The 19,934-nt window shown below is 73.1% G+C and carries 16 protein-coding genes; 6 read left to right on the forward strand and 10 right to left on the reverse strand.

What is annotated here, in order from left to right; translation table 11 throughout:
- The first annotated feature begins 250 nt into the window (after window positions 1-250).
- From ACIP4X_RS30720 to ACIP4X_RS30730, 3 genes are all read left to right on the forward strand, one after another.
- A complete protein-coding gene (locus tag ACIP4X_RS30720) occupies window positions 251-1,291 on the forward strand; it encodes a MerR family transcriptional regulator (protein ID WP_401351476.1) in 1,041 nt (346 codons plus the stop codon).
- A 220-nt stretch (window positions 1,292-1,511) separates the two neighbouring features.
- A complete protein-coding gene (locus tag ACIP4X_RS30725; RefSeq protein WP_401351478.1) occupies window positions 1,512-2,747 on the forward strand; it encodes a trypsin-like serine peptidase in 1,236 nt (411 codons plus the stop codon).
- 156 nt (window positions 2,748-2,903) lie between these two features.
- On the forward strand, window positions 2,904-4,136 hold the full coding sequence (locus ACIP4X_RS30730; RefSeq protein ID WP_358735203.1) for a hypothetical protein: 1,233 nt from the start codon (window positions 2,904-2,906) through the stop codon (window positions 4,134-4,136).
- Window positions 4,137-4,209: 73 nt separating this feature from the next.
- On the opposite strand, the gene hflX is transcribed toward ACIP4X_RS30730, so the two are convergent.
- From hflX to miaA, 6 genes are all read right to left on the reverse strand, one after another.
- Window positions 4,210-5,721: a GTPase HflX gene (gene hflX, locus ACIP4X_RS30735; RefSeq protein WP_358735205.1), complete on the reverse strand. Its 1,512-nt coding sequence runs from the start codon at window positions 5,719-5,721 to the stop codon at window positions 4,210-4,212.
- A gap of 147 nt (window positions 5,722-5,868) precedes the next feature.
- Window positions 5,869-7,347 (reverse strand): M1 family metallopeptidase, encoded by a 1,479-nt coding sequence (locus ACIP4X_RS30740; RefSeq protein ID WP_401351481.1) that lies wholly within the window; start codon window positions 7,345-7,347, stop codon window positions 5,869-5,871.
- A 284-nt stretch (window positions 7,348-7,631) separates the two neighbouring features.
- Complete coding sequence (locus ACIP4X_RS30745) at window positions 7,632-9,878, reverse strand: HD domain-containing protein (RefSeq protein WP_358735208.1); 2,247 nt, start codon at window positions 9,876-9,878, stop codon at window positions 7,632-7,634.
- Window positions 9,879-10,175: 297 nt separating this feature from the next.
- Window positions 10,176-11,045, reverse strand: a complete 870-nt coding sequence (gene dapF / locus ACIP4X_RS30750; protein ID WP_391457388.1) for a diaminopimelate epimerase — start codon at window positions 11,043-11,045, stop codon at window positions 10,176-10,178.
- A 122-nt stretch (window positions 11,046-11,167) separates the two neighbouring features.
- Window positions 11,168-11,665 carry a hypothetical protein gene (locus tag ACIP4X_RS30755; RefSeq protein WP_358735273.1) on the reverse strand — a complete coding sequence of 166 codons (498 nt, stop codon included), beginning with the start codon at window positions 11,663-11,665 and terminating at the stop codon, window positions 11,168-11,170.
- A gap of 108 nt (window positions 11,666-11,773) precedes the next feature.
- Window positions 11,774-12,712: a tRNA (adenosine(37)-N6)-dimethylallyltransferase MiaA gene (gene miaA, locus ACIP4X_RS30760; RefSeq protein ID WP_401351483.1), complete on the reverse strand. Its 939-nt coding sequence runs from the start codon at window positions 12,710-12,712 to the stop codon at window positions 11,774-11,776.
- A gap of 187 nt (window positions 12,713-12,899) precedes the next feature.
- Between miaA and ACIP4X_RS30765 the strand changes: the two genes are divergently transcribed.
- Complete coding sequence (locus tag ACIP4X_RS30765) at window positions 12,900-13,250, forward strand: antitoxin (protein WP_401351485.1); 351 nt, start codon at window positions 12,900-12,902, stop codon at window positions 13,248-13,250.
- 98 nt (window positions 13,251-13,348) lie between these two features.
- Here ACIP4X_RS30765 and ACIP4X_RS30770 read toward each other — a convergent pair whose 3' ends face one another.
- The gene (locus ACIP4X_RS30770; protein ID WP_401351487.1) at window positions 13,349-14,056 is read right to left on the reverse strand and encodes a class III extradiol dioxygenase subunit B-like domain-containing protein; all 708 of its coding nucleotides are present in this window, start codon (window positions 14,054-14,056) and stop codon (window positions 13,349-13,351) included.
- Between the two features lie 58 nt (window positions 14,057-14,114).
- Window positions 14,115-15,644, reverse strand: a complete 1,530-nt coding sequence (gene miaB, locus ACIP4X_RS30775) for a tRNA (N6-isopentenyl adenosine(37)-C2)-methylthiotransferase MiaB (protein ID WP_401351489.1) — start codon at window positions 15,642-15,644, stop codon at window positions 14,115-14,117.
- 127 nt (window positions 15,645-15,771) lie between these two features.
- Here miaB and ACIP4X_RS30780 point away from each other — a divergent pair, with 127 nt between their 5' ends.
- A complete protein-coding gene (locus ACIP4X_RS30780; RefSeq protein ID WP_358735219.1) occupies window positions 15,772-16,977 on the forward strand; it encodes a glycosyltransferase family 87 protein in 1,206 nt (401 codons plus the stop codon).
- A gap of 33 nt (window positions 16,978-17,010) precedes the next feature.
- Here the strand turns inward: ACIP4X_RS30780 and ACIP4X_RS30785 are convergent, their stop codons facing one another.
- Window positions 17,011-17,415, reverse strand: coding sequence for a MazG nucleotide pyrophosphohydrolase domain-containing protein (locus ACIP4X_RS30785; protein ID WP_358735221.1), 405 nt, complete (start codon window positions 17,413-17,415; stop codon window positions 17,011-17,013).
- 107 nt (window positions 17,416-17,522) lie between these two features.
- Between ACIP4X_RS30785 and ACIP4X_RS30790 the strand changes: the two genes are divergently transcribed.
- The gene (locus ACIP4X_RS30790; protein WP_358735223.1) at window positions 17,523-18,521 is read left to right on the forward strand and encodes a TAXI family TRAP transporter solute-binding subunit; all 999 of its coding nucleotides are present in this window, start codon (window positions 17,523-17,525) and stop codon (window positions 18,519-18,521) included.
- On the opposite strand, the gene ACIP4X_RS30795 is transcribed toward ACIP4X_RS30790, so the two are convergent.
- The gene (locus tag ACIP4X_RS30795) at window positions 18,511-19,926 is read right to left on the reverse strand and encodes a HAMP domain-containing sensor histidine kinase (protein WP_358735225.1); all 1,416 of its coding nucleotides are present in this window, start codon (window positions 19,924-19,926) and stop codon (window positions 18,511-18,513) included. The two genes, ACIP4X_RS30790 and ACIP4X_RS30795, sit on opposite strands and share 11 nt — an antisense overlap.
- Window positions 19,927-19,934 lie beyond the last annotated feature (8 nt).

The following is a 19,934-nucleotide window of genomic DNA, read 5'->3' on the forward strand; positions in this document are numbered from 1 at the left end:
GCCGGGGCGAATCGCCGCCCGTGGCGCGGGGGTCCCGGACGCGGAGATCAGGACCCTCACCGCTACAACCCCGGACGGTGCACACGGTTACGGGTGCGCTCTCAAGATCCGTGACGTCATGGATCGTTGCCCGTCGGCGCCCTGGTCCCGGACGGGATGTGACCGATTCGCGGCGCACTCGCACGGGACGTCGGACAATGGGAACCGGATCGCGGGCGAAGCCGGCGGAGCGGGCACGAGGACCGAGGGCATGAGCGACGAGACACCCCCCGTGGCGGGGCTGACCACGGGAGCTCTGGCCCGCCGCCTGGGCGTCTCCCCGACCACCCTGCGCTCCTGGGACCGCCGCTACGGGCTGGGGCCCGCCGAGCGGGAGGGCGGACGGCACCGCCGCTGGAGTCCCCGGGACATCGCGATGGTGGAGGAGATGTGCCGGCTGACGTCGGCGGGCGCGCCACCGGCCGAGGCCGCCCGGGTGAGCCGCCTCAGGCACGGCGGCCCGGACGGGCAGGCCGAACCGTCCCCCGCCATGCCCTCCGCCCGGCGTGCGCCGTCGTCCGGGACGGGGGAGCCGCCCCGCCGAGGGGGCGCGGGCAGCGGGCTGCCGCTGGGCGACGTGCGGCAGGAGTGCCGGGGCCTGGCCCGCGCCGCGGTGCGCCTGGACGCGCCGAAGCTGGAGAGCCGGCTGCTGGACGCGGTCCGGAGGTACGGGCTGACGGTGGCGTGGGAGGAGGTGATGGTGCCGACCCTGCGCGCGGTGGGCCGCAAGTGGGAGTCTTCCGGCGAGCGGTACGTGGAGGTGGAGCACCTGCTGTCCTGGCAGGTGTCGACCACCCTGCGCAGCATGCCGCTGCTGCTGCCCCGCGCCGCGGTCCGGGTGGACGTTCCGCCGGTGGTGCTGGCCTGCGCGCCCGGTGAGCAGCATTCCCTCCCTCTGGAGGCGCTGAACGCGGCGCTGGACGAGCGCGGGGTGCCGACCCGGATGCTGGGCGCCGCGGTGCCGGTGGAGGCGCTGCTGGCCTGCGTACGGCGTACCGGTCCGACCGCCGTGGTCCTGTGGTCGCAGGCCCGCTCCACCGCGTCGGTGCCACTGGCCCGGCAGGTCGCGGCTCTGGAGTGGGGTGCGGCGGGGGCGCGCGGGCGGCCTGCCCTCCTGCCCGCCGGTCCGGGCTGGGAGCCGCGGGCCTGCAGGGACTTCCTGCGCTGTGTCGGCCTGCGGGACGCGGTCGGGACGCTGAGCCGCCTCTGCGGTGGCGACGGTGCCGTGGCGCACCCCGCACGCGCGCGCTGAGCAACCAGGACCGGGCGAACGGCCGGACCGGAGAACCGCCCGCGGCGGAACCACTGCCCGTAGCGAAACCGTTGCCGTTCCGTCGGCGGGCCCCCACGCCGAGCGCATAGTGTGTGGTGCCGTTCGCGCACGTCGCGGGACCGGGGTGAACCGGCCCCGGGTTCACGGCGGGTATGCGGCGGCAAGGTGCAAGTCCGTTCTCAGCAGGGGGAGTCAGAGCATGCGACCCATACGCCCGTTCTTCACCGCGCGTCGAGGAGGGGGCGCCCGTCGCACAACCTCCCCCGCGCTGACCGCGGTTGCCCTGGCCTCGGGGCTCGCGCTCCTCGCCACGGGCTGCGACTCGGGCGACGGTGAGACAGACGGGCGGCCCTCCGCCGTCGCGACCGTCGGCGACACGGTCGGTACCGGCGACGGAAAGATCAAGATCCCGGACGACATCAGGAAGAAGCTCAAGGAACACGGGATCGACATCGACAAGTGGAAGAACGGCGCCTGGAAGGACTGGAACCAGGACGACTGGCTCCGTGAGGCGAAGGACTACGTCAACCCGATCATCAAGGACCTGTGGGACCCCGACCGGATGCGCCGCGCCAAGGACCCCGACAAGGGCGTCGACAACGATCTCTCGGGCGACCAGGGTGTCACCGACCCGACTCCGGCCCCGGTGACGGCGCGCGCGGTCTCGCCGACGTACCACGCGAACGCGGCGACGGCGGGGAAGGTGTTCTTCGACTCCCCCGAGGGCACGATGGTCTGCTCGGCGACGGTCGTTCAGGACCCGGCCCACCCGGGCAGGTCCAACCTCGTGTGGACGGCCGGCCACTGCGTGCACGCCGGGAAGAAGGGCGGCTGGTACCGCAACATCGCCTTCGTGCCCTCGTACAACGACGCGGGCCGCGGCACCGCCGAGCTGCAGAACGCCGCCAAGGACGAGGTCGCCCCGTACGGCGTGTGGTGGGGGGACTGGGCCAAGACCTCGGAGCAGTGGATCGCGCAGGGCGGTCCGACCGGAGGGCAGGGCGCCGCCTACGACTTCGCGGTCATCCATGTGACGCCCGAGCAGGGCGCCGGCGGCCGGTCGCTGGAGGAGACCGTCGGCGCGGCGCTCCCCGTGGACTTCGCAGCCCCGGCCGTGCCCAAGGCGCGGAGCCTGACCGCGACCGGCTACCCGGCCGCGCCCCCGTACGACGGGCAGCGGCTGTACCAGTGCCAGGACAAGCCGGGCCGGCTGTCGCTGAACGCCTCGGACCCGACGATGTACCGCATCGGCTGCACCATGACCGGCGGCTCCTCCGGCGGCGGCTGGGTCGCGGCCGGCTCGGACGGCAAGCCCGCCCTGATCTCCAACACCTCGATCGGTCCCGTGACGGCCGGCTGGCTGGCGGGTCCGCGACTGGGCCCGGAGGCCAAGGGCGTGTACGACGCGGTCAGCGGCAAGTACGCCGGACAGTAGGCCGTTACGGCGGCGGGGCGTCCGACGAGGCCTTCTCACGAGGACCTTCCCCGTCCCGCCGCGCGCGTGGCACCAAGCACCAAGCACCAAGGGGCGTTCGGCGCTCGGGCCGGGCGCGCACGGCGTTCACACCAACCGACGGGGGTTCATCGCACCATGCAGCTCATACGTAGGTCAGCCACGCCCCGGCGCGCGCGCCGGCGCACCGTCCTGGCCGCCACCGGGCTCGTCGCGGCCCTGGCGCTCACCGCCACCGCCTGCTCCGACTCCTCGGGCAAGGCCGGCGCCGCAGGCGCGCCGGACGCCACCGCCTCGCAGACCGCGAACAACGGCAGCGACGGCGGCGACGGCGACGGCAAGGTCAGGATTCCGGCCGACATCGCGGACAAGCTCAAGGAGCACGGGATCGATGTCGACACATGGCAGCGCGGTGGCTGGAAGGACTGGGACAAGGACAAGTGGCTCAGTGAGGCCAAGGACTTCGTCAACCCGGTGATCAAGGGGCTGTGGAAGCCCGAGCGGATGCAGTCCGCCCAGGAGGCGAACAAGACGGTCTCCACCCAGGACGCCGTCGCCGACCAGGGCGTCAGCGACCCGGCGCCGCGGCCGGTGCGTGCGCAGGCGGAGAAGACGCCGTACCACAACAACGCGGCCCCGGTCGGCAAGGTCTTCTTCGACTCGCCCCAGGGCTCGATGGTCTGCTCGGGCACGGTCGTCAAGGACGTCAACCACCCGGGCAGGTCCAACCTGGTGTGGACGGCCGGCCACTGCGTGCACGCCGGGAAGAAGGGCGGCTGGTACCGCAACATCGCGTTCGTCCCGTCCTACAACGACCTCGGCAAGTCCGCGGCGCGGCTGAGCAACGCGCGCGCCTCCGAGGTCGCCCCGTACGGCGCCTGGTGGGCGGACTGGGCGTCCACGTCCGGCCAGTGGATCCAGGGCGGCTCGGAGACGGGCGGCGCGGGCGCGGCGTACGACTACGCCGTGCTGCACGTGAGGCCGGAGTCCGGTTCCCGGTCGCTGGAGGAAACCGTCGGGGCGGCCCTGGACGTGGACTTCTCCGCGCCCCCGGCGGCCCGGGTCGCCACGATGGGAGCCTGGGGCTACCCGGCCGCGCCTCCGTACAACGGTCTGAGGATGTTCCGCTGTGTGGACCGGCCGGGCCGGCTGTCGCTCAGCCCGTCGCTCCCGACGATGTACCGCATCGGCTGCACCATGACCGGCGGCTCCTCAGGCGGCGGCTGGTTCCGTGTGGTGGGCGGCAGGACCAAGCTGGTGTCCAACACCTCCATCGGCCCCGCGGACCACACCTGGCTGGCGGGTCCGCAGCTGGGCAAGGGCGCGGAGGCGCTGTACCAGAACATGAGCAGGACGTACGGCGGCCGGTGATCCGGCCCCGCTGATACGCCGAGGGCCCGCCCCCTGTGACAGGGGGCGGACCCTCGGGCCGTACGGCTGGGGGTCAGAGCGCGGGGGCGGGCGTGTACGGCGCCAGTTCCGCCGCGAGCTCCTCGTGCACCCGGGCCTTGAGCAGGGTGCCCTCCGCGGTGTGCTCCTCGGAGATCACCTCGCCCTCGGTGTGGGCACGGGCGATCAGCTTGCCGTGGGTGTACGGCACCAGCGCCTCGATCTCGACGGACGGCCGGGGCAGCTCGCTGTCGATCAGCGCGAGCAGTTCCTCGATGCCCAGCCCGGTGCGGGCCGAGACCGCGATCGAGCGCTTCTCGATGCGCATCAGCCGCTGGAGCACCAGCGGGTCGGCCGCGTCCGCCTTGTTGACCACGACGATCTCGGGTACGTCAGTGGCGCCGACGTCCCTGATCACCTCGCGCACCGCGGCGAGCTGCTCCTCCGGGGCGGGGTGGGAGCCGTCCACCACGTGCAGGATGAGGTCGGAGTCGCCGACCTCCTCCATGGTGGAGCGGAACGCCTCGACCAGGTGGTGCGGCAGGTGCCGGACGAAGCCGACGGTGTCCGCCAGGGTGTAGAGCCGCCCGGTCGGGGTCTCGGCCCGGCGCACGGTGGGGTCCAGGGTCGCGAACAGGGCGTTCTCGACCAGGACACCCGCGCCGGTGAGCCGGTTGAGCAGGGAGGACTTGCCGGCGTTGGTGTAGCCGGCGATGGCGACGGAGGGCACCTTGTTGCGGCGCCGCTCCTGGCGCTTGATCTCGCGGCCGGTCTTCATCTCCGCGATCTCCCGGCGCATCTTCGCCATCTTCTCGCGGATCCGCCGGCGGTCCGTCTCGATCTTGGTCTCACCGGGACCGCGTGTGGCGAGGCCGCCGCCGCTGCCGCCGCCCATCTGCCGGGACAGCGACTGGCCCCAGCCGCGCAGCCTCGGCAGCATGTACTGCATCTGGGCGAGCGCGACCTGCGCCTTGCCCTCCCGGGACTTGGCGTGCTGGGCGAAGATGTCCAGGATCAGGGCCGTACGGTCGATGACCTTGACCTTGACGACGTCCTCGAGGTGGATGAGCTGACCCGGGCTGAGCTCACCGTCGCAGATGACGGTGTCCGCGCCCGACTCCAGGACGACGTCCCGCAACTCGTTCGCCTTGCCGGAGCCGATGTAGGTGGCCGCGTCGGGCTTGTCACGGCGCTGGATCACGCCGTCGAGCACGAGCGCGCCCGCGGTCTCCGCGAGGGCGGCGAGTTCGGCGAGGGAGTTCTCCGCGTCCCGCGCGGTCCCCGAGGTCCATACGCCGACGAGCACGACCCGCTCCAGGCGGAGCTGGCGGTACTCGACCTCGGTGACGTCCTCGAGCTCGGTGGACAGTCCCGCGACACGGCGCAGCGCCGCCCGCTCGGAACGGTCGAACTGGTCACCGTCCCGATCTCCGTCGAACTCGTGGCTCCAGGTGACGTCCTCTTCCATCAGGGCATCGGCCCGGAGACCTTCGGGGTAGGAGTGCGCGAGGCGCTTGCTGTCCTGGGGTGCCTCGAACGACTGGGAAGAGGAAGAGGAGGAGGTCATTTGGTCCTTACGTGGTGGGAGAGTCCGTCATCGGTCACAACGTACGGGTACCCCGGGAGATTCCCGTGGCCCGTGCCCGCGCCGGTCTGAAGATGGTCGCACGGTACGGCCCGTCTCGTCACGGCGTTATTCCTCCGGTTCCCTCCCTCACTTCTTCGCCGTCTCCGGCGGTGGGGCCTGCTTCCAGTCGGGGTGGCCGGGCATCGGCGGAGTCTTCTCTCCGTACAGCCATGCCTGGAAGAAGCCGCTCAGGTCGCGTCCGGCGATGCCCGTGGCCAGGCGCTCGAAGTCGGCGGTGGTGGCCGTGCCGTCCCGGTGGGCCTGCACCCAGGCGCGCTCCAGGCTCTCGAAGGCCGGCTTGCCGATCTCCTGGCGCAGCGCGTAAAGGACGAGCGCGGAGCCGTCGTAGACGTTCGCCCGGAAGACGCCGATCTTCTGGCCGGCCTTCGGCGGCTTGGGCCGCGCGGGCGGTCCGCCGGCCTTCCGCCAGCGGTCGGAGGCACCGTAGGCGGCCTTCATCCGGGCCTCCATCGGCTTCTTCGCCTTCTCGTCGGCGTACAGGGACTCGTACCAGGTGGCGTGGCCCTCGTTGAGCCACAGGTCGGACCAGCTGCGCGGGCTCACGCTGTCGCCGAACCACTGGTGGGACAGCTCGTGCACCATGACCGACTCGACATACCACCGGGGGTAGGCGGGCTCGGTGAACAGCTTCTTCTCGAAGAGGGACAGGGTCTGCGTCTCCAGTTCGAAACCGGTGGCGGCGGAGGCCATGAGCAGGCCGTACGTCTCGAAGGGGTACGTTCCGACCTTGCTCTCCATCCAGGCGATCTGGTCGGGGGTCCTGGCCAGCCACGGTTCGAGGGCCTTGCGGTCCTCGGTGGGGACGACGTCGCGCAGGGGCAGGCCGTGCGGGCCGGTGCGGTGCACCACGGTCGAGCGGCCGATGGACACCTGGGCCAGCTCGGTCGCCATCGGATGCCAGGTGCGGTACGACCAGGTCGTCGTCCCGCCGCTCCGGGTGACGCCGGCCGGAAGGCCGTTGGCGACGGCCGTGTACCCCTCGGGCGCGGTGATGTGGAAGGTGAACATCGCCTTGTCGGAGGGATGGTCGTTGCACGGGAACACCAGGTGGGCAGCGTCGGCCTGGTTGGCCATCGCGAGGCCGTCCGAGGTACGCACCCAGCCTCCGTCGCGGTCCTTCACGGGCATGGGGTCGCTGGTGTGGCGCACGGTGATGCGCATCCAGCTTCCCCGGGGCAGGGGAATCCCGGGGGTGATCACGAGGTCCTCGCCCGCGCTGGCGAACTCGGCGGGCAGGCCGTCGACGTCCACGGAGTTCACCGTGCCGTGCGCGAAGTCGAGGTTCACGCGCTCCAGGTCCTCGGTGGTCCACGCGTCGATCGTGGTGACGGTCTGGAGCGGCTTGCCGTTGTCACCGCCGTAGGTGAAGGACAGGTCGTACGACGACACGTCGTACCCGGGGTTGCCCAGGTGCGGGAAGAGCCGGTCGCCGATGCCCAGCGGCTCGGGCGGAGCGCTCGCGGCGACGAGACAGACGGAGACGGCGGACGCGAGGAGAGTCGCCTTCAGGCGACGCGGGACACGTGATCCAAGGCTGAGCGGCATGCACCACCGCTACCAGCGCCCACCCACCCCACCGCGCCGACTCGCGCCCAACCCACCCGAAAGGGCCCGACGGGAGCACGCCGAGGGGCCACCGACACGCGGGGGCGCGCCGGTGCACGGGGGTGTACTTGAGGCGCGGTGGCGCGGGGGAGGCGCGCCGAGGGCGAGCGCCCGGGACAGGAGGGCGGCAGGCTGGACAGCGGTCCGCGCGCTCGATGCGCGGGCGGCGGCCTGGCGCATGGTCAGCAGGCCGGGCGCCGCGCGCGAAGAGGCACGCGCGCGGCTCACAGCCCCGGCTGTTGAGGCTGCGTCCGGCTCACGTCGTAGACGCCCGGGACGTTGCGCATGGCGCGCATCAGGGCCGGGAGCCCGGCCGCGTCGGGCAGTTGGAGGGTGTACGTGTGGCGGACGCGCTGCTGTGCCGGCGGGGCCACGGTGGCGGAGATGATCTCGACGCCCTCCAGGGCGATGGCCTCGGTGAGGTCGGCCAGCAGATGGGGGCGGCCGAACGATTCAGCGAGCAGCGTGACACGGCACGCCGTCGTCTCCCCCCAGTGCACGCCGAACTCGGCGCGCCCCGCGCTCCTCATCCGCGCGACCGCCGCGCACTCCACTCGATGCACCGTCACCACTCCCCCGCGCACGGCGAAGCCGGTGATCCCGTCGGGCGGCACGGGTGTGCAGCAGCCCGCGAGCCGCGCGGCCGTGTCGGGCCGGCCGGCGACCACGACGCTCGCCGTGCGGGGCCCGAAGGCGGTCTTCACGGCCGGCCCGGCCGCCGGCACCGTACCGAGGGGCCCGGAGACCTGCGACGGTGCAGGGTCAGCCGGCGACGGTGCGGCGTCCGCTCCGCTGCGCGCGACCGCGGCGGAACCGGCGCGCGCGGGGTCGACCACGGCCGGTGCGGCGTCCCCGACGGCGTCCTCGTCCCGGTCCGCGGTGGGCCGGCGGGTGGCCAGCCGGCGTTGGATGGCGATGCGGGCGGCCGGGGTGTGGGCGTGGTCCAGCCATTCCCGGGAGGGCTCGGAGGCCGGGTCCTGGCCCATCAGGAGCTGGACGCTGTCGCCGTCCTTCAGGACGGTGCTCAGGGTCGCCAGGCGGCCGTTGACGCGGGCACCGATGCACGCGTGCGCGTCCTCGCCGTACTGCGCGTACGCGGCGTCCACGCACGTGGCGCCCTCGGGCAGGCCCAGAGTGCCCCCGTCGGGCCGGAAGACGGTGATCTCGCGGTCCTGGGCGAGGTCCTCGCGCAGGGTGGACCAGAAGGTGTCGGTGTCCGGCGCGGCCCGCTGCCATTCGAGGAGGCGGGAGAGCCAGCCGGGCCGGGTGGGATCGGCGCGCTCGCCGTCGCTCGTGGTGTGCTCCTCGGCGGGAGGGGCGTAGGGGTTGCCGAGTGCGACGACCCCGGCCTCGGCGGCCTTGTGCATCTGGTGGGTGCGGATGAGGACTTCGACGACCTGTCCGTCCTCGCGGGCGACGGCGGTGTGCAGCGACTGGTACAGGTTGAACTTGGGTACGGCGATGAAGTCCTTGAACTCCGAGACCACGGGCGTCATACAGGTGTGGAGTTCGCCGAGGACGGCGTAGCAGTCGGCGTCCTCGTTCACCAGGACCAGCAGCCGGCCGAAGTCGCAGCCGCGCAGCTGGCCGCGCTTGCGGGAGACCCGGTGGACGGAGACGAAGTGCCTCGGTCTGATGAGCACTTCGGCGGGCACGTCGGCCTCGCGCAGGACTCCGCGCACCTGCTCGGCGACCTCGGTGAGCGGGTCGCCCGGCCGGCCCGCGTTCTCCGCGATCAACTCGCGTGTGTGCGCGTACTCCTCGGGGTGCAGGATCGCGAAGACGAGGTCCTCCAGCTCGGTCTTGAGCGCCTGCACGCCGAGCCGTTCGGCGAGCGGGATGAGGACGTCCCGGGTCACCTTGGCGATCCGGGCCTGTTTGTCCGGACGCATCACGCCGAGCGTGCGCATGTTGTGCAGCCGGTCGGCGAGCTTGATCGACATCACGCGGACGTCGCTGCCGCTGGCGACGAGCATCTTGCGGAAGGTCTCGGGCTCGGCGGCCGCGCCGTAGTCGACCTTCTCCAGCTTGGTGACGCCGTCGACGAGGTAGCGGACCTCCTCGCCGAACTGCTCGCGGACCTGGTCCAGCGTCACGTCGGTGTCCTCGACGGTGTCGTGCAGCAGGGACGCGGTCAACGTCGTGGTCTCCGCGCCCAGTTCGGCGAGGATGAGGGTCACGGCGAGCGGATGTGTGATGTAGGGCTCGCCGCTCTTGCGCATCTGGCCGCGGTGCGAGGACTCGGCCAGGACGTAGGCGCGGCGCAGCGGTTCGAGGTCGGCTTCGGGGAAGTGCGCGCGGTGGGCCTCTGCCACGTGCCCGATGGCGTCGGGCAGCCGGTCGCGGGCGGCCGGGCCGAGCACCGCGGCACGGCCGAGCCGGCGCAGGTCGATCCGTGGGCGGGCCCTGCGTCGGGGCCCGGCGGGAGCCACCGGGCCCGGGGCCGCAGGGTTCGTGGCATCCGCACTCATGGGCACCTCCGGCTGCGTGGACCGGCGGACGGGGCGCCCCAGGGCTTACTCGGCACAGGGGTTGGCGACGGATCCCCCGTCCGGGCCGGTGATTGATGCTACCGAGCCCAGCGCGCCCGACCGGCCGTCTCCCGGCGAGCGTGAAACGGATCACCCAATCGAGCGATGGCCAGGATGTTTACGGTTTCCGGTCACCTGGCAGCGACCCGCCGTGGATTCGCTGCCCGTTCCCGTCTCCGGACATACGTATGACCTTCTCACGGGCCGTCGGAGCTACGATGTCCAGCCGACCGCCCGTCAGCCGAGCGCTGTTTCCAGCCACTTCGCGTCGATCACGCCCTCCGCGACGATCACCGCGGGACCGGTCATCTCGATCTCACCGTCCGGCCGCTCGGTGATGACCAGCGTTCCGCCGGGCAGGTCCACCGTGTACGTCGCCGGGGCTCCGGTGGCCGCCGGGTCGGCGCCGTCGCGCCGGGCGGCCGCCACGGCGACGGCGCACGCGCCCGTGCCGCAGGAGCGGGTCTCGCCGGAGCCGCGCTCGTGCACGCGCAGGGCGACGTGGCGGGGGCCGCGGTCGACGACGAACTCCACGTTCACGCCGTCCGGGTAGGCGGAGGCCGGGCTGAAGGGCGGCGGCGCGAGCAGTTCGCCGGCGTCGGCGAGGTCGTCGACGAAGGCGACCGCGTGCGGGTTGCCCATGTTCACGTTGCGCGCGGGCCAGTGGCGCTCGCCGACGCTCACGGTGACGTCGCCCTCGGGGAGGACCGCCCTGCCCATGCCGACGGTGACGTCCCCGTCCTTGGCGATGTGCGCCGTCTTCACGCCCCCGCGCGTGGCGATCGCGAGGTCGCCCTCCGTCGTGTGCCCGGCGTGCTGGAGGTAACGCGCGAAGACCCGCACGCCGTTGCCGCACATCTCCGCGACCGAGCCGTCGGCGTTGCGGTAGTCCATGAACCACTCCGCCTCGGCCGCCATCGCGCGGGCCTCGGGGTGCGCGGCGGAGCGTACGACGTGCAGCACCCCGTCCGCGCCGATGCCCGCGCGGCGGTCGCACAGGGCGGCGACGGCCGCCGGGGACAGCTCGACGGCGTTCTCCGGGTCAGGGACGATCACGAAGTCGTTCTCCGTGCCGTGGCCCTTGAGGAAGGGGATGCGCGTGCTCATGACTCGATCGTACGGGGTCGCTCCGGCAACCTCGTGATCACGTTCAAGGGCCGGCAGCCGGTGCTCACGTGTGTCGGGGAGTCCCCGGTGCGAGCGGGATCGGGCGGCCTGGCGGCCTGGCCCTAGCGCAGGCGCGCGACCCGCCAGACGGCGAGCACCACGACCACGGCGACCACGAGGACGTACGCGCCGATCACCCGCCAGTCGAGGCGCCGCCCGGAACCGCGCGGCGGCAGGCCCGGCCAGGTGTGGCCGACGCGGCGGGCGGCCATCAAGCCCCAGCCCGCCGAGCAGGAGCAGATCAGCAGCCCCAGCATGGCGATCACGGCGCCGTTGTCGCCGTCGAAGGCCAGCGGGAAGGCGAACATCAGCGAGCCGACGACGGCGAGGCCCACGATCGGGGCCAGCTGCCAGATGCGCAGCCGCCGCTGCGGGCGCAGCTCGACCTCCACCTCGGGCCCGGGGAACATCTCCTCGGGACCGGGTCCGTCCGCGGTCACACCGCCCTGCGTCTCGTCGGGCCCGTCGGGGCTCAACGAGCCCTCGTCCGGTTCCGCGTCACCGCGCTCCACGGTGACGCGGTCGGTGTCTTGTGCGGTGTCGCGAGGGCCGGCCTCCATCGCCACGCGCCCTCCCAACTAGGACTTCACTCGGTCGATCCGAGCTTGATGATGGCACGGCGCCGGAGGCCTGGATGACGGCCTGGGCGTCCCGATGCCATGACGTGATCAGGCTGTAACCGGTCGTTCGACCAACGCCAGGGCGAGATGCGGAAGTTCCGTGAGATCCGCCGCGGCCCCGCTCAGCCAGTGCACTCGGGGGTCGCGCCGGAACCAGGAGTCCTGGCGGCGCGCGAAGCGTTTCGTGGCGCGTACGGTCTCCGCGCGCGCCTCGTCGAGCGTGCACTCCCCCGCGAGCGCCGCGAGCACCTGCTGGTAGCCGAGCGCGCGCGATGCCGTACGCCCCTCGCGCAGGCCCCGCGCCTCCAGCGCGCGCACCTCGTCCACGAGCCCCGCCTCCCACATGCGGTCGACCCGGCGCGTGATGCGCTCGTCGAGTTCGGGGCGGGCCACGTCGACGCCGATCTGGACGGTGTCGTAGACCGAGTCGTGGCCCGGGAGGTTCGCGGTGAAGGGGCGGCCGGTGATCTCGATCACCTCCAGGGCGCGGACGATCCGGCGGCCGTTGCTGGGCAGGATCGCCCGCCCGGCCTCCGGGTCGGCGGCGGCGAGGCGGGCGTGCAGCGCCCCGGAACCGCGCAGCGTGAGCTCGTCCTCCAGCCGGGCGCGCACCTCGGGGTCGGTGCCGGGGAACTCCAGGTTGTCGACGGCCCCGCGGACGTACAGGCCGGAGCCGCCGACCAGGACCGGCCAGCGTCCCTCGGCGAGCAGCGCGTCGATCCGCTCCCGGGCGAGCCGCTGGTACTCGGCCACGGAGGCCGTGACCGTCACGTCCCAGATGTCGAGCAGGTGATGGGGGACACCACCGCGCTCCTCGGGCGTCAGCTTCGCGGTGCCGATGTCCATCCCCCGGTAGAGCTGCATCGAGTCGGCGTTGACGACCTCCCCGCCGAGGCGCTGGGCCAGAAAGACGCCGAGATCGGACTTTCCGGCCGCGGTGGGGCCGACGACGGCGATGACGCGGGGGGCGGGGGGTGCGCTGCTCACCGCACCAGTCTCCCAAACCACGAAGGCGGTACCTCGCACGAGTCGTGTGACGGCAGGTGACGGGGTAGGACGAGTAGGGTATCGAGTAAGTATGAACGTTTTTGCGTGACTCCTTCGGAGGTCGAAGGGGCGGAGGGGACCTCGACCGCCGGGGAGCAGGAATCCGCCCCGTCAGGGAAGGTGAACCATGGGTCTGCTGGACAACATGAAGGCCAGGATCGGCCCGGCGAAGGAGAAGGTGTCGGACCTCGCCCAGCGCCACGGGGGCACGATCGGGCAGAACCTCGACAAGGCCGCGAAGGTGGTCGACGAGAAGACCAAGGGCAAGTACAGCGACAGGATTCACGCGGGTACGGACAAGGCCAAGGGCGCCATGGACCGCCTCGCCCACAAGGGTGAGACGGGTCCGGAGACCCGCACCGCCCCGGAGGCGGGCACGAGCCCGGAGGCGGGCACGAGCCCGGACCCGGGCACCGGCACGGCGCCGGGCGGTGCTGCCGCCCCGACGCCGCCGGAGGGACCGCCGCCCACGTCCTGAGGGGCGACGGCGGACGGCCGGGTGGCGCGTGCCTTCCGGCCGTCCGCCGTGTCCCGGTCATGACCGGGATGTGCGCCGTGTCCCGCTCGCCTGCAGGCTCAGGACCAGGCGGCGACCAGGTATCCCACTCCGTACGGCGCGTCGTCGTGGAGCAGGGTGCCGGAGAGGCCGGCGTCCTCGGCCGCTCCGGCCAGTACCTGCCAGGGGGCCCGGCCCGACGCCTTCAGGTCGTGCGCCAGGGGGACGTCCAGTGCCATGAGAGCCGACGTGTCGGCCTCCTCCAGCGCCCGGGCGACGCCCATGTCGAAGGGGTCGGCCCGTTCGTCGAGATACCCCGGCGCCTTGAGCGTGCGCCGCGCGCTGCCGTCGCCCATCACCAGCAGTGCCACGCGGCCGGCCCGCGCGGCGAGGTCCCGTCCGGCCGCCGCACACCGCTCGGGCGTCAGCGACTCCTCCACGCCGAGTCCCTCGATCGGAGCATCGGACCAGCCGGTGCGCTCGAGGAGCCAGGCGGCGACGGCGAGCGAGGGCGGCAGCCCGCCCCCGGTGCCCGTGTCCCGGCCGAGCCGTACCTCCAGGTCCACGCCGAAGCCGCGGAACGAACCCGTGGTGCCCTCCGGGTGGCGGCCGCTCCCCGAGCCCTCCGCGGGTCCGACGACCACCAGCAGGTCGGGCCGGGCGGCGGCGAGCACACCCAGCGCGCCCGTGCAGGCGGCCCGGGCGGAGTCCAGCTCGGGTGCGGCTCCCGCGGCCACCTCGGGCACGAGGAGGGGCGGGCAGGGGCAGACAGCGGCGGCGACAAGCATGATCCGCAGCGTAACGCCGCCGGACGACCGGACGTCGGCCGGCCGATCACAGGCCGGGTCAGTCGCAGCCGCAGCCGCTGCCCGCGGCGACCGGAAGCGGCTCGGGCACGCCCACCCTCGGCAGGCCGAGCATGACACCGGCCGGCTCGGCGGCCTCGGCGGCGTTGCGCTTCTCCCAGGCGTCACCCGCGCGCGTACGGCGCACGTCGAGCACCGGACCCTCGGCGAGTAGGTGGTGCGGGGCGGCGTAGGTGACCTCGACGGTGACCACGTCGCCGGGGCGCACGTCCTGCTCGGGCTTGGTGAAGTGGACCAGGCGGTTGTCGGGGGCGCGGCCGGAGAGGCGGTGGGTGGCGCCGTCCTTGCGGCCCTCGCCCTCGGCGACCATCAGCTCCAGCGTGCGGCCGACCTGCTTCTTGTTCTCCTCCCAGGAGATCTCCTCCTGGAGCGCGACCAGCCGCTCGTAGCGCGCCTGGACGACCTCCTTGGGGATCTGGTCCGCCATCTCGGCGGCCGGGGTGCCCGGACGCTTGGAGTACTGGAAGGTGAACGCCTGCGCGAAGCGCGCCTCGCGCACGACGTGCAGCGTCTGCTCGAAGTCCTCCTCGGTCTCGCCGGGGAAGCCCACGATGATGTCGGTGGTGATCGCGGCGTGCGGGATGGCGGCGCGGACCTTCTCGATGATCCCGAGGTAGCGCTCCTGCCGGTAGGAGCGGCGCATCGCCTTCAGCACCGTGTCGGAGCCGGACTGCAGCGGCATGTGCAGCTGCGGCATGGCGTTCGGGGTCTCGGCCATCGCGGCGATCACGTCGTCGGTGAAGTCGCGCGGGTGCGGCGAGGTGAAGCGGACCCGCTCGAGGCCGTCGATGTTCCCGCAGGCCCGCAGCAGCTTGCTGAACGCCTCGCGGTCGCCGATGTCGGAGCCGTAGGCGTTGACGTTCTGGCCGAGCAGAGTGATCTCGGAGACGCCCTCGGCGACCAGGGCCTCCACCTCGGCGAGGATGTCGCCGGGGCGGCGGTCCTTCTCCTTGCCGCGCAGCGCGGGGACGATGCAGAAGGTGCAGGTGTTGTTGCAGCCGACGGAGATCGAGACCCAGGCCGCGTACGCGCTCTCGCGCCGCGTCGGCAGCGTGGAGGGGAACGCCTCCAGGGACTCGGCGATCTCCACCTGGGCCTCCTGCTGCACGCGGGCGCGCTCCAGCAGGACGGGCAGCTTGCCGATGTTGTGCGTACCGAAGACGACGTCCACCCAGGGCGCCCTCTTCACGATGGTGTCCCGGTCCTTCTGCGCCAGGCAGCCGCCGACCGCGATCTGCATCCCGGGCCGCTTCGCCTTCTGCGGCGCGAGGTGCCCCAGGTTGCCGTACAGCCGGTTGTCGGCGTTCTCCCGGACGGCGCAGGTGTTGAAGACGACGACGTCCGCGTCGCCGTCCGCGCCCTCCGGCGCCCGCACGTAGCCGGCCTCCTCGAGCAGGCCGGCCAGCCGCTCCGAGTCGTGGACGTTCATCTGGCACCCGTAGGTGCGGATCTCGTAGCTCTTGGGTCCTTGAACGTCCACTGCGGGGCTCCGGTCGCTGCTGCTGGTCATGCGACAAGGGTAGGTGCTCCCGGACGGCCCCGGGACGGCCACCGGCCGGAGGGCTTTGCGTCCCCGTGACGGCGACACGACCGGACACTTCCTCCCTCCGATGGACGATTGCCCCAGAATGACCGGCGTGACGGAGCTTCGTGACGCCCTGCGGGCACCCGTGCCGGACGTGCCCCCGACCGCGGTGGCGCGCGCGTGGCTGCTGCGGCCGGCCGGTCCCGTCCCGCTCGCGCTGCTCGCCGTCGTCCTGTTCGCCCGTGCCGCGCGCGTGGCCCTCGTGTTCGCCGGGGGAGGCATGGACAACGCCTTCGTCGTCCATGCCGGGCAGGTCTGGCTGACCGGTGGCGCCCCGTACTCCGACCGGCGCTTCCTCTACCTGCCGAGTGCCGTGCTGTTCGCCGCCGGACAGGCCGCGCTGCCGGCGCCCGTGGTGCGCGTCGCCGCGCCGATCGCCTGCGTGGCGCTGATCGCGGGCGGCTGGTGGTGCGCGGTGCGTCTGTTCCGGGTGCCGGCGTGCAGCCGGTTCGCGGTGCTGGGGCTGCTGGCGCTGGTGCTGTGCTGGGCGCCCGTCGGCCATCTGGTGAACCTGGGGAACTGGACGGCGGTCGGCGCGCTTGCGCTGCCCCTGGCGCTGCTGCTGGCCGACCGGGGCCGCTGGGACCTGGCCGGGGTGGTCCTGGGTCTCTCGGTGGCGGTGAAGCCGCTGCTGCTGCCCGTGGTCGTCCTGCTGGTGCTGGCCCGGCGGTGGCGGGCGCTGGCCTGGATGGTGGCGGTGCCGCTGGCCCTCTCGGTGGGCGCGGCCCTGGTCATGCCGGACCCGGGCGGCTTCTTCACCCGCACCCTGCCCTTCCTGCTCAAGGGCGGGGACGGACTGATGCGGCCGTTCGACGCCTCTCTGCCCGCGGTGCTGCCGCGGCTGGGGCTGCCGACCGTACCGGCCGAGGCGGTGGCCCTGACCGCGGCGGCCGCCGGAGTGCTCTGCGCGGGGCTGCGCTGGCGGCGCGGCGATCCCGGTCCCGCGCGGCTCGCGGACACGGCCGCGCTGCTGATGCTGGCCTCCTGCCTGGTGTCCCGGCCGTCCTACGACCACTATCTGGTCGTCGTGGTGCCACTGCTGGTCGCCGGGGCGCTGGAGGCGGACTCGGTGACGCGTTCGCCGTGGTTCTGGATCGCGCTGGTCCCGCAGGTGCCCCAGTTCACCTTCCCCCACCTGGACGCCTCGACCCGCAGGGCCTTCAAGGACGCGGCCACGCTGTCCGCGCTGGCGCTGGTCCTCGCGGTGCGATGCGCCCGCCCCTCGCCACGGCTGCCCGCCGGCCCGGGACCGTCGTAGAACGGCCACGCGCCCTCAAACACGCATGCACCCTCAGACGCCCTCGGGGGCCCAGCCCTGCCGGCGCAGTACGGCCGAGACGTCCGGGGCCACGTAGTGCTCCCCCTTGAGCACCTTGCCGTCGGCGCGGCGGGCGATCCGGCCGTCCGGGCCGAGCTTGGTCATGTTGGCGCGGTGGATCTCGGCGATCACCTCGTCGAGGTCGATACCGTGCACGAGGGCGGTGCCGTACGCCACGTACACGACGTCCGCCAGTTCGTGCGCGAGCCGGTCGAGCGGGCCGCCGACCGAGACCTCCGCGACCTCGGCCGCCTCCTCGGCGAGCAGTTCCCCGCGGTGCGCGGCGAGCTCCGGCGGCACCCGGGTGGGCGTGGAGCGGGCGTCGAGCCCGAAGGCACGGTGGAACTCACGGACCAGATCGGCGGGCGAGGAACTCATACCGCGAGGGTATCCGCCGACCGGGACGCCCCCCGGCCGTCCGTCCGACCGGCCGCCGGGCCGCCCGCCCCTGGTCAGCACGGCGCCCCGCTGGCAGGATCGCGCGCATGCCTACGCTGATCCGCCGCATCGGACGACGCCGCGGCCTCCAGGGCACGGCCGCCGGGGTCGTGGTCCTCGGGCTGCTGCTGTGGTGGCTGCTGCCCCTGGGCGAGGCACCGCCGAGCGGGACGATCACCCTCAGCACGGGAACCCTGCGCGGGGTCTACCAGGAGTACGGCGTGCGGCTGCGCACCGCGTTCGCCAAGGACATGCCGGATCTGAAGGTGCGGCTGCTGACCAGCGACGGCTCCCAGGAGAACGTCGCGCGCGTGGCGACCGGCCGGTCCGACTTCACCATCGCCGCGGCGGACGCGGTGGAGACGTACGAGGTGAACCACGGCCCGGGCGCCTCGCGACTGCGCGGTGTGGCGCGCCTCTACGACGACTACGTGCAGCTCGTCGTCCCGCGCGACTCGCGGATCCGCTCCGTGACCGACCTGCGCGGCAAGCGGGTGTCGGTCGGGCCGCCGGAGTCCGGGGTCCGGCTGATCGCCGAGCGGGTGCTCAGGACGGCCGGGATCGACCCGGAGACGGACATCCGCCCGATGGGCGACGGCATCGGCACCGCCCCGGACCGGCTGCGACAGGGCGATCTCGACGCGTTCTTCTGGTCAGGCGGGCTCCCGACGGACGGTCTGCGGCGGCTGGCCGAGCAGTTCCCGTTCCGCTTCGTGCCGATCGAGGCCGATCTGGTGGCCAGGCTGCACGCCGAGGGCGGCGCCACCCGCTACTACCGCGCCACCAACATGCCGGAGTCGGCGTACCCGTCGGTCCAGAACGGCGCGACCGTGCCCACGATCGCCGTGTCCAACGTGCTGATGACACGCGAGGACATGGACCCGAGGCTGACGGAGTGGGTGACCCGCACCGTCATCAAGAGCCGCGACGGCATCGGCGCCCACGTCCACTCCGCCCAGCTCGTCGACCTGCGCACCGCGATCTACACCGACCCCCTGACGCTGCACGAGGGCGCGCGGCGCTACTACCGCTCGGTCAAGCCGTAGGCGCCGACCTCGGCACGGCCACAGTCACCCGCAGCCCGCGCGGCTCCTCCTCCCGGTGCCGGGCGTAGGAGATCGCACCGCCGCCCGCCGCGAGCAGGGCGCGGGAGATGGACAGACCGAGGCCGGAGCCCTGGATGTTCTGGTGGCGTCCGCTGCGCCAGAAGCGGTCGCCGACGCGGGCGAGTTCCTCGTCGGTGAGGCCGGGGCCGTGGTCGGCCACGACGATCGTCGACGTGTCGCGCTCGAAGGAGACCGTCACCTCGACGCTCTCGCCGTCCGGCGTGAACTTCACGGCGTTGTCGATCAGCGCGTCCAGCGCGGACGACAGGGCCACGGGGTCGGCCCAGGCCGTGGTGGCCGGGCAGTCACCGGCCAGCCGCACCCCCTTGGCCTCGGCGGCCGGCGCCCAGGCCGCCACCCGCTCGGCGGCCAGCTCCCCGATGTCGATGAGGCGCAGATCCGGCTCCGCGTGCTCGGCGAGCGCCAGGTCGAGCAGGTCGTCCAGGACCTGGGCGAGGCGCTTGCCCTCGGTACGCACCGAGGCGATCTCCTCGTTGCCCTGGGGCAGTTCGAGCGCGAGCAGCTCGATGCGCAGCAGCAGCGCGGAGAGCGGATTGCGCAACTGGTGCGAGGCGTCGGCGACGAAGGCGCGCTGCTGCTCCAGCACGTCCTCGACGTTGTCCGCCATCTCGTTGAACGACCGGGCGAGCCTTCGCAGTTCGGGCGGTCCGCCGGCGGCCGCCACCCGGGACTTCAGCCGCCCGGTGGCGATGTCGTGGGTGGTGGCGTCGAGGATCCGCACGGGCCTGAGCACCCAGCCGGTCAGCCGCAGCGCCGCGCCGACGGCGAGCAGCATCGCGGCGATCTCGCCGGTGCCGACGAGCAGCCAGCCGTGCAGGGTCCGCGAACGCATCTGCCCGGTCGGCGAGTCGGTGACCACGACCGCGACGACGTCGCCGTCCCGGATGACGGGGGAGGCGACGACGAGCCGGTGGCGCTGCCAGGGCCAGACCTGCTCCGGATCGTGGCTGCGCCGGCTCAGCAGCGCCTCGTCGAAGGCGTCGCGCACCTCGCCGCGCGCGGGCAGCGACCAGTCGTCCGGGGCGTTGGCCATCGGGATCCCGGTCCGGTAGAAGACGCCCGCCCGGATGCCGTAGACCCCGTGGTAGCTGCCGAGTTCGCGGCGGAGGGTCTCCAGCCGCTCGTCCGGTACCGTGCGCCGGGGGCCGCTGGTCCCGTCCGTGACGAACTGGGCCAGGGCGGCGAAGCGCGCGGTGTCGTCGATGCGGTCCACGACCGCCTTCTGCTGCTCGGCGCCCGCGACGCTGACGGCGAGCGGGACGCCGAGCGCGAGCAGGACGGCCGCCATCAGGACGATGAGCAGCGGCAGCAGACGTGAACTCACCCGTCCCC

The sequence above is a fragment of the Streptomyces sp. NPDC088817 genome (genome assembly GCF_044750345.1).
Classification (GTDB): Bacteria; Actinomycetota; Actinomycetes; order Streptomycetales; family Streptomycetaceae; genus Streptomyces.

Excerpts from the sequence above, each read along its gene's own strand:
- ACIP4X_RS30720 (WP_401351476.1), top strand. The coding sequence starts at position 251 with ATGAGCGACGAGACACCCCCCGTGGCGGGGCTGACCACGGGAGCTCTG.
- ACIP4X_RS30785 (WP_358735221.1), bottom strand. The coding sequence starts at position 17,415 with ATGAGTTCCTCGCCCGCCGATCTGGTCCGTGAGTTCCACCGTGCCTTC.
- ACIP4X_RS30740 (WP_401351481.1), bottom strand. The coding sequence starts at position 7,347 with ATGCCGCTCAGCCTTGGATCACGTGTCCCGCGTCGCCTGAAGGCGACT.
- ACIP4X_RS30745 (WP_358735208.1), bottom strand. The coding sequence starts at position 9,878 with ATGAGTGCGGATGCCACGAACCCTGCGGCCCCGGGCCCGGTGGCTCCC.
- ACIP4X_RS30770 (WP_401351487.1), bottom strand. The coding sequence starts at position 14,056 with ATGCTTGTCGCCGCCGCTGTCTGCCCCTGCCCGCCCCTCCTCGTGCCC.
- ACIP4X_RS30730 (WP_358735203.1), top strand. The coding sequence starts at position 2,904 with ATGCAGCTCATACGTAGGTCAGCCACGCCCCGGCGCGCGCGCCGGCGC.
- ACIP4X_RS30790 (WP_358735223.1), top strand. The coding sequence starts at position 17,523 with ATGCCTACGCTGATCCGCCGCATCGGACGACGCCGCGGCCTCCAGGGC.
- ACIP4X_RS30755 (WP_358735273.1), bottom strand. The coding sequence starts at position 11,665 with ATGGAGGCCGGCCCTCGCGACACCGCACAAGACACCGACCGCGTCACC.
- miaB (WP_401351489.1), bottom strand. The coding sequence starts at position 15,644 with ATGACCAGCAGCAGCGACCGGAGCCCCGCAGTGGACGTTCAAGGACCC.
- hflX (WP_358735205.1), bottom strand. The coding sequence starts at position 5,721 with ATGACCTCCTCCTCTTCCTCTTCCCAGTCGTTCGAGGCACCCCAGGAC.
- dapF (WP_391457388.1), bottom strand. The coding sequence starts at position 11,045 with ATGAGCACGCGCATCCCCTTCCTCAAGGGCCACGGCACGGAGAACGAC.
- ACIP4X_RS30725 (WP_401351478.1), top strand. The coding sequence starts at position 1,512 with ATGCGACCCATACGCCCGTTCTTCACCGCGCGTCGAGGAGGGGGCGCC.
- ACIP4X_RS30765 (WP_401351485.1), top strand. The coding sequence starts at position 12,900 with ATGGGTCTGCTGGACAACATGAAGGCCAGGATCGGCCCGGCGAAGGAG.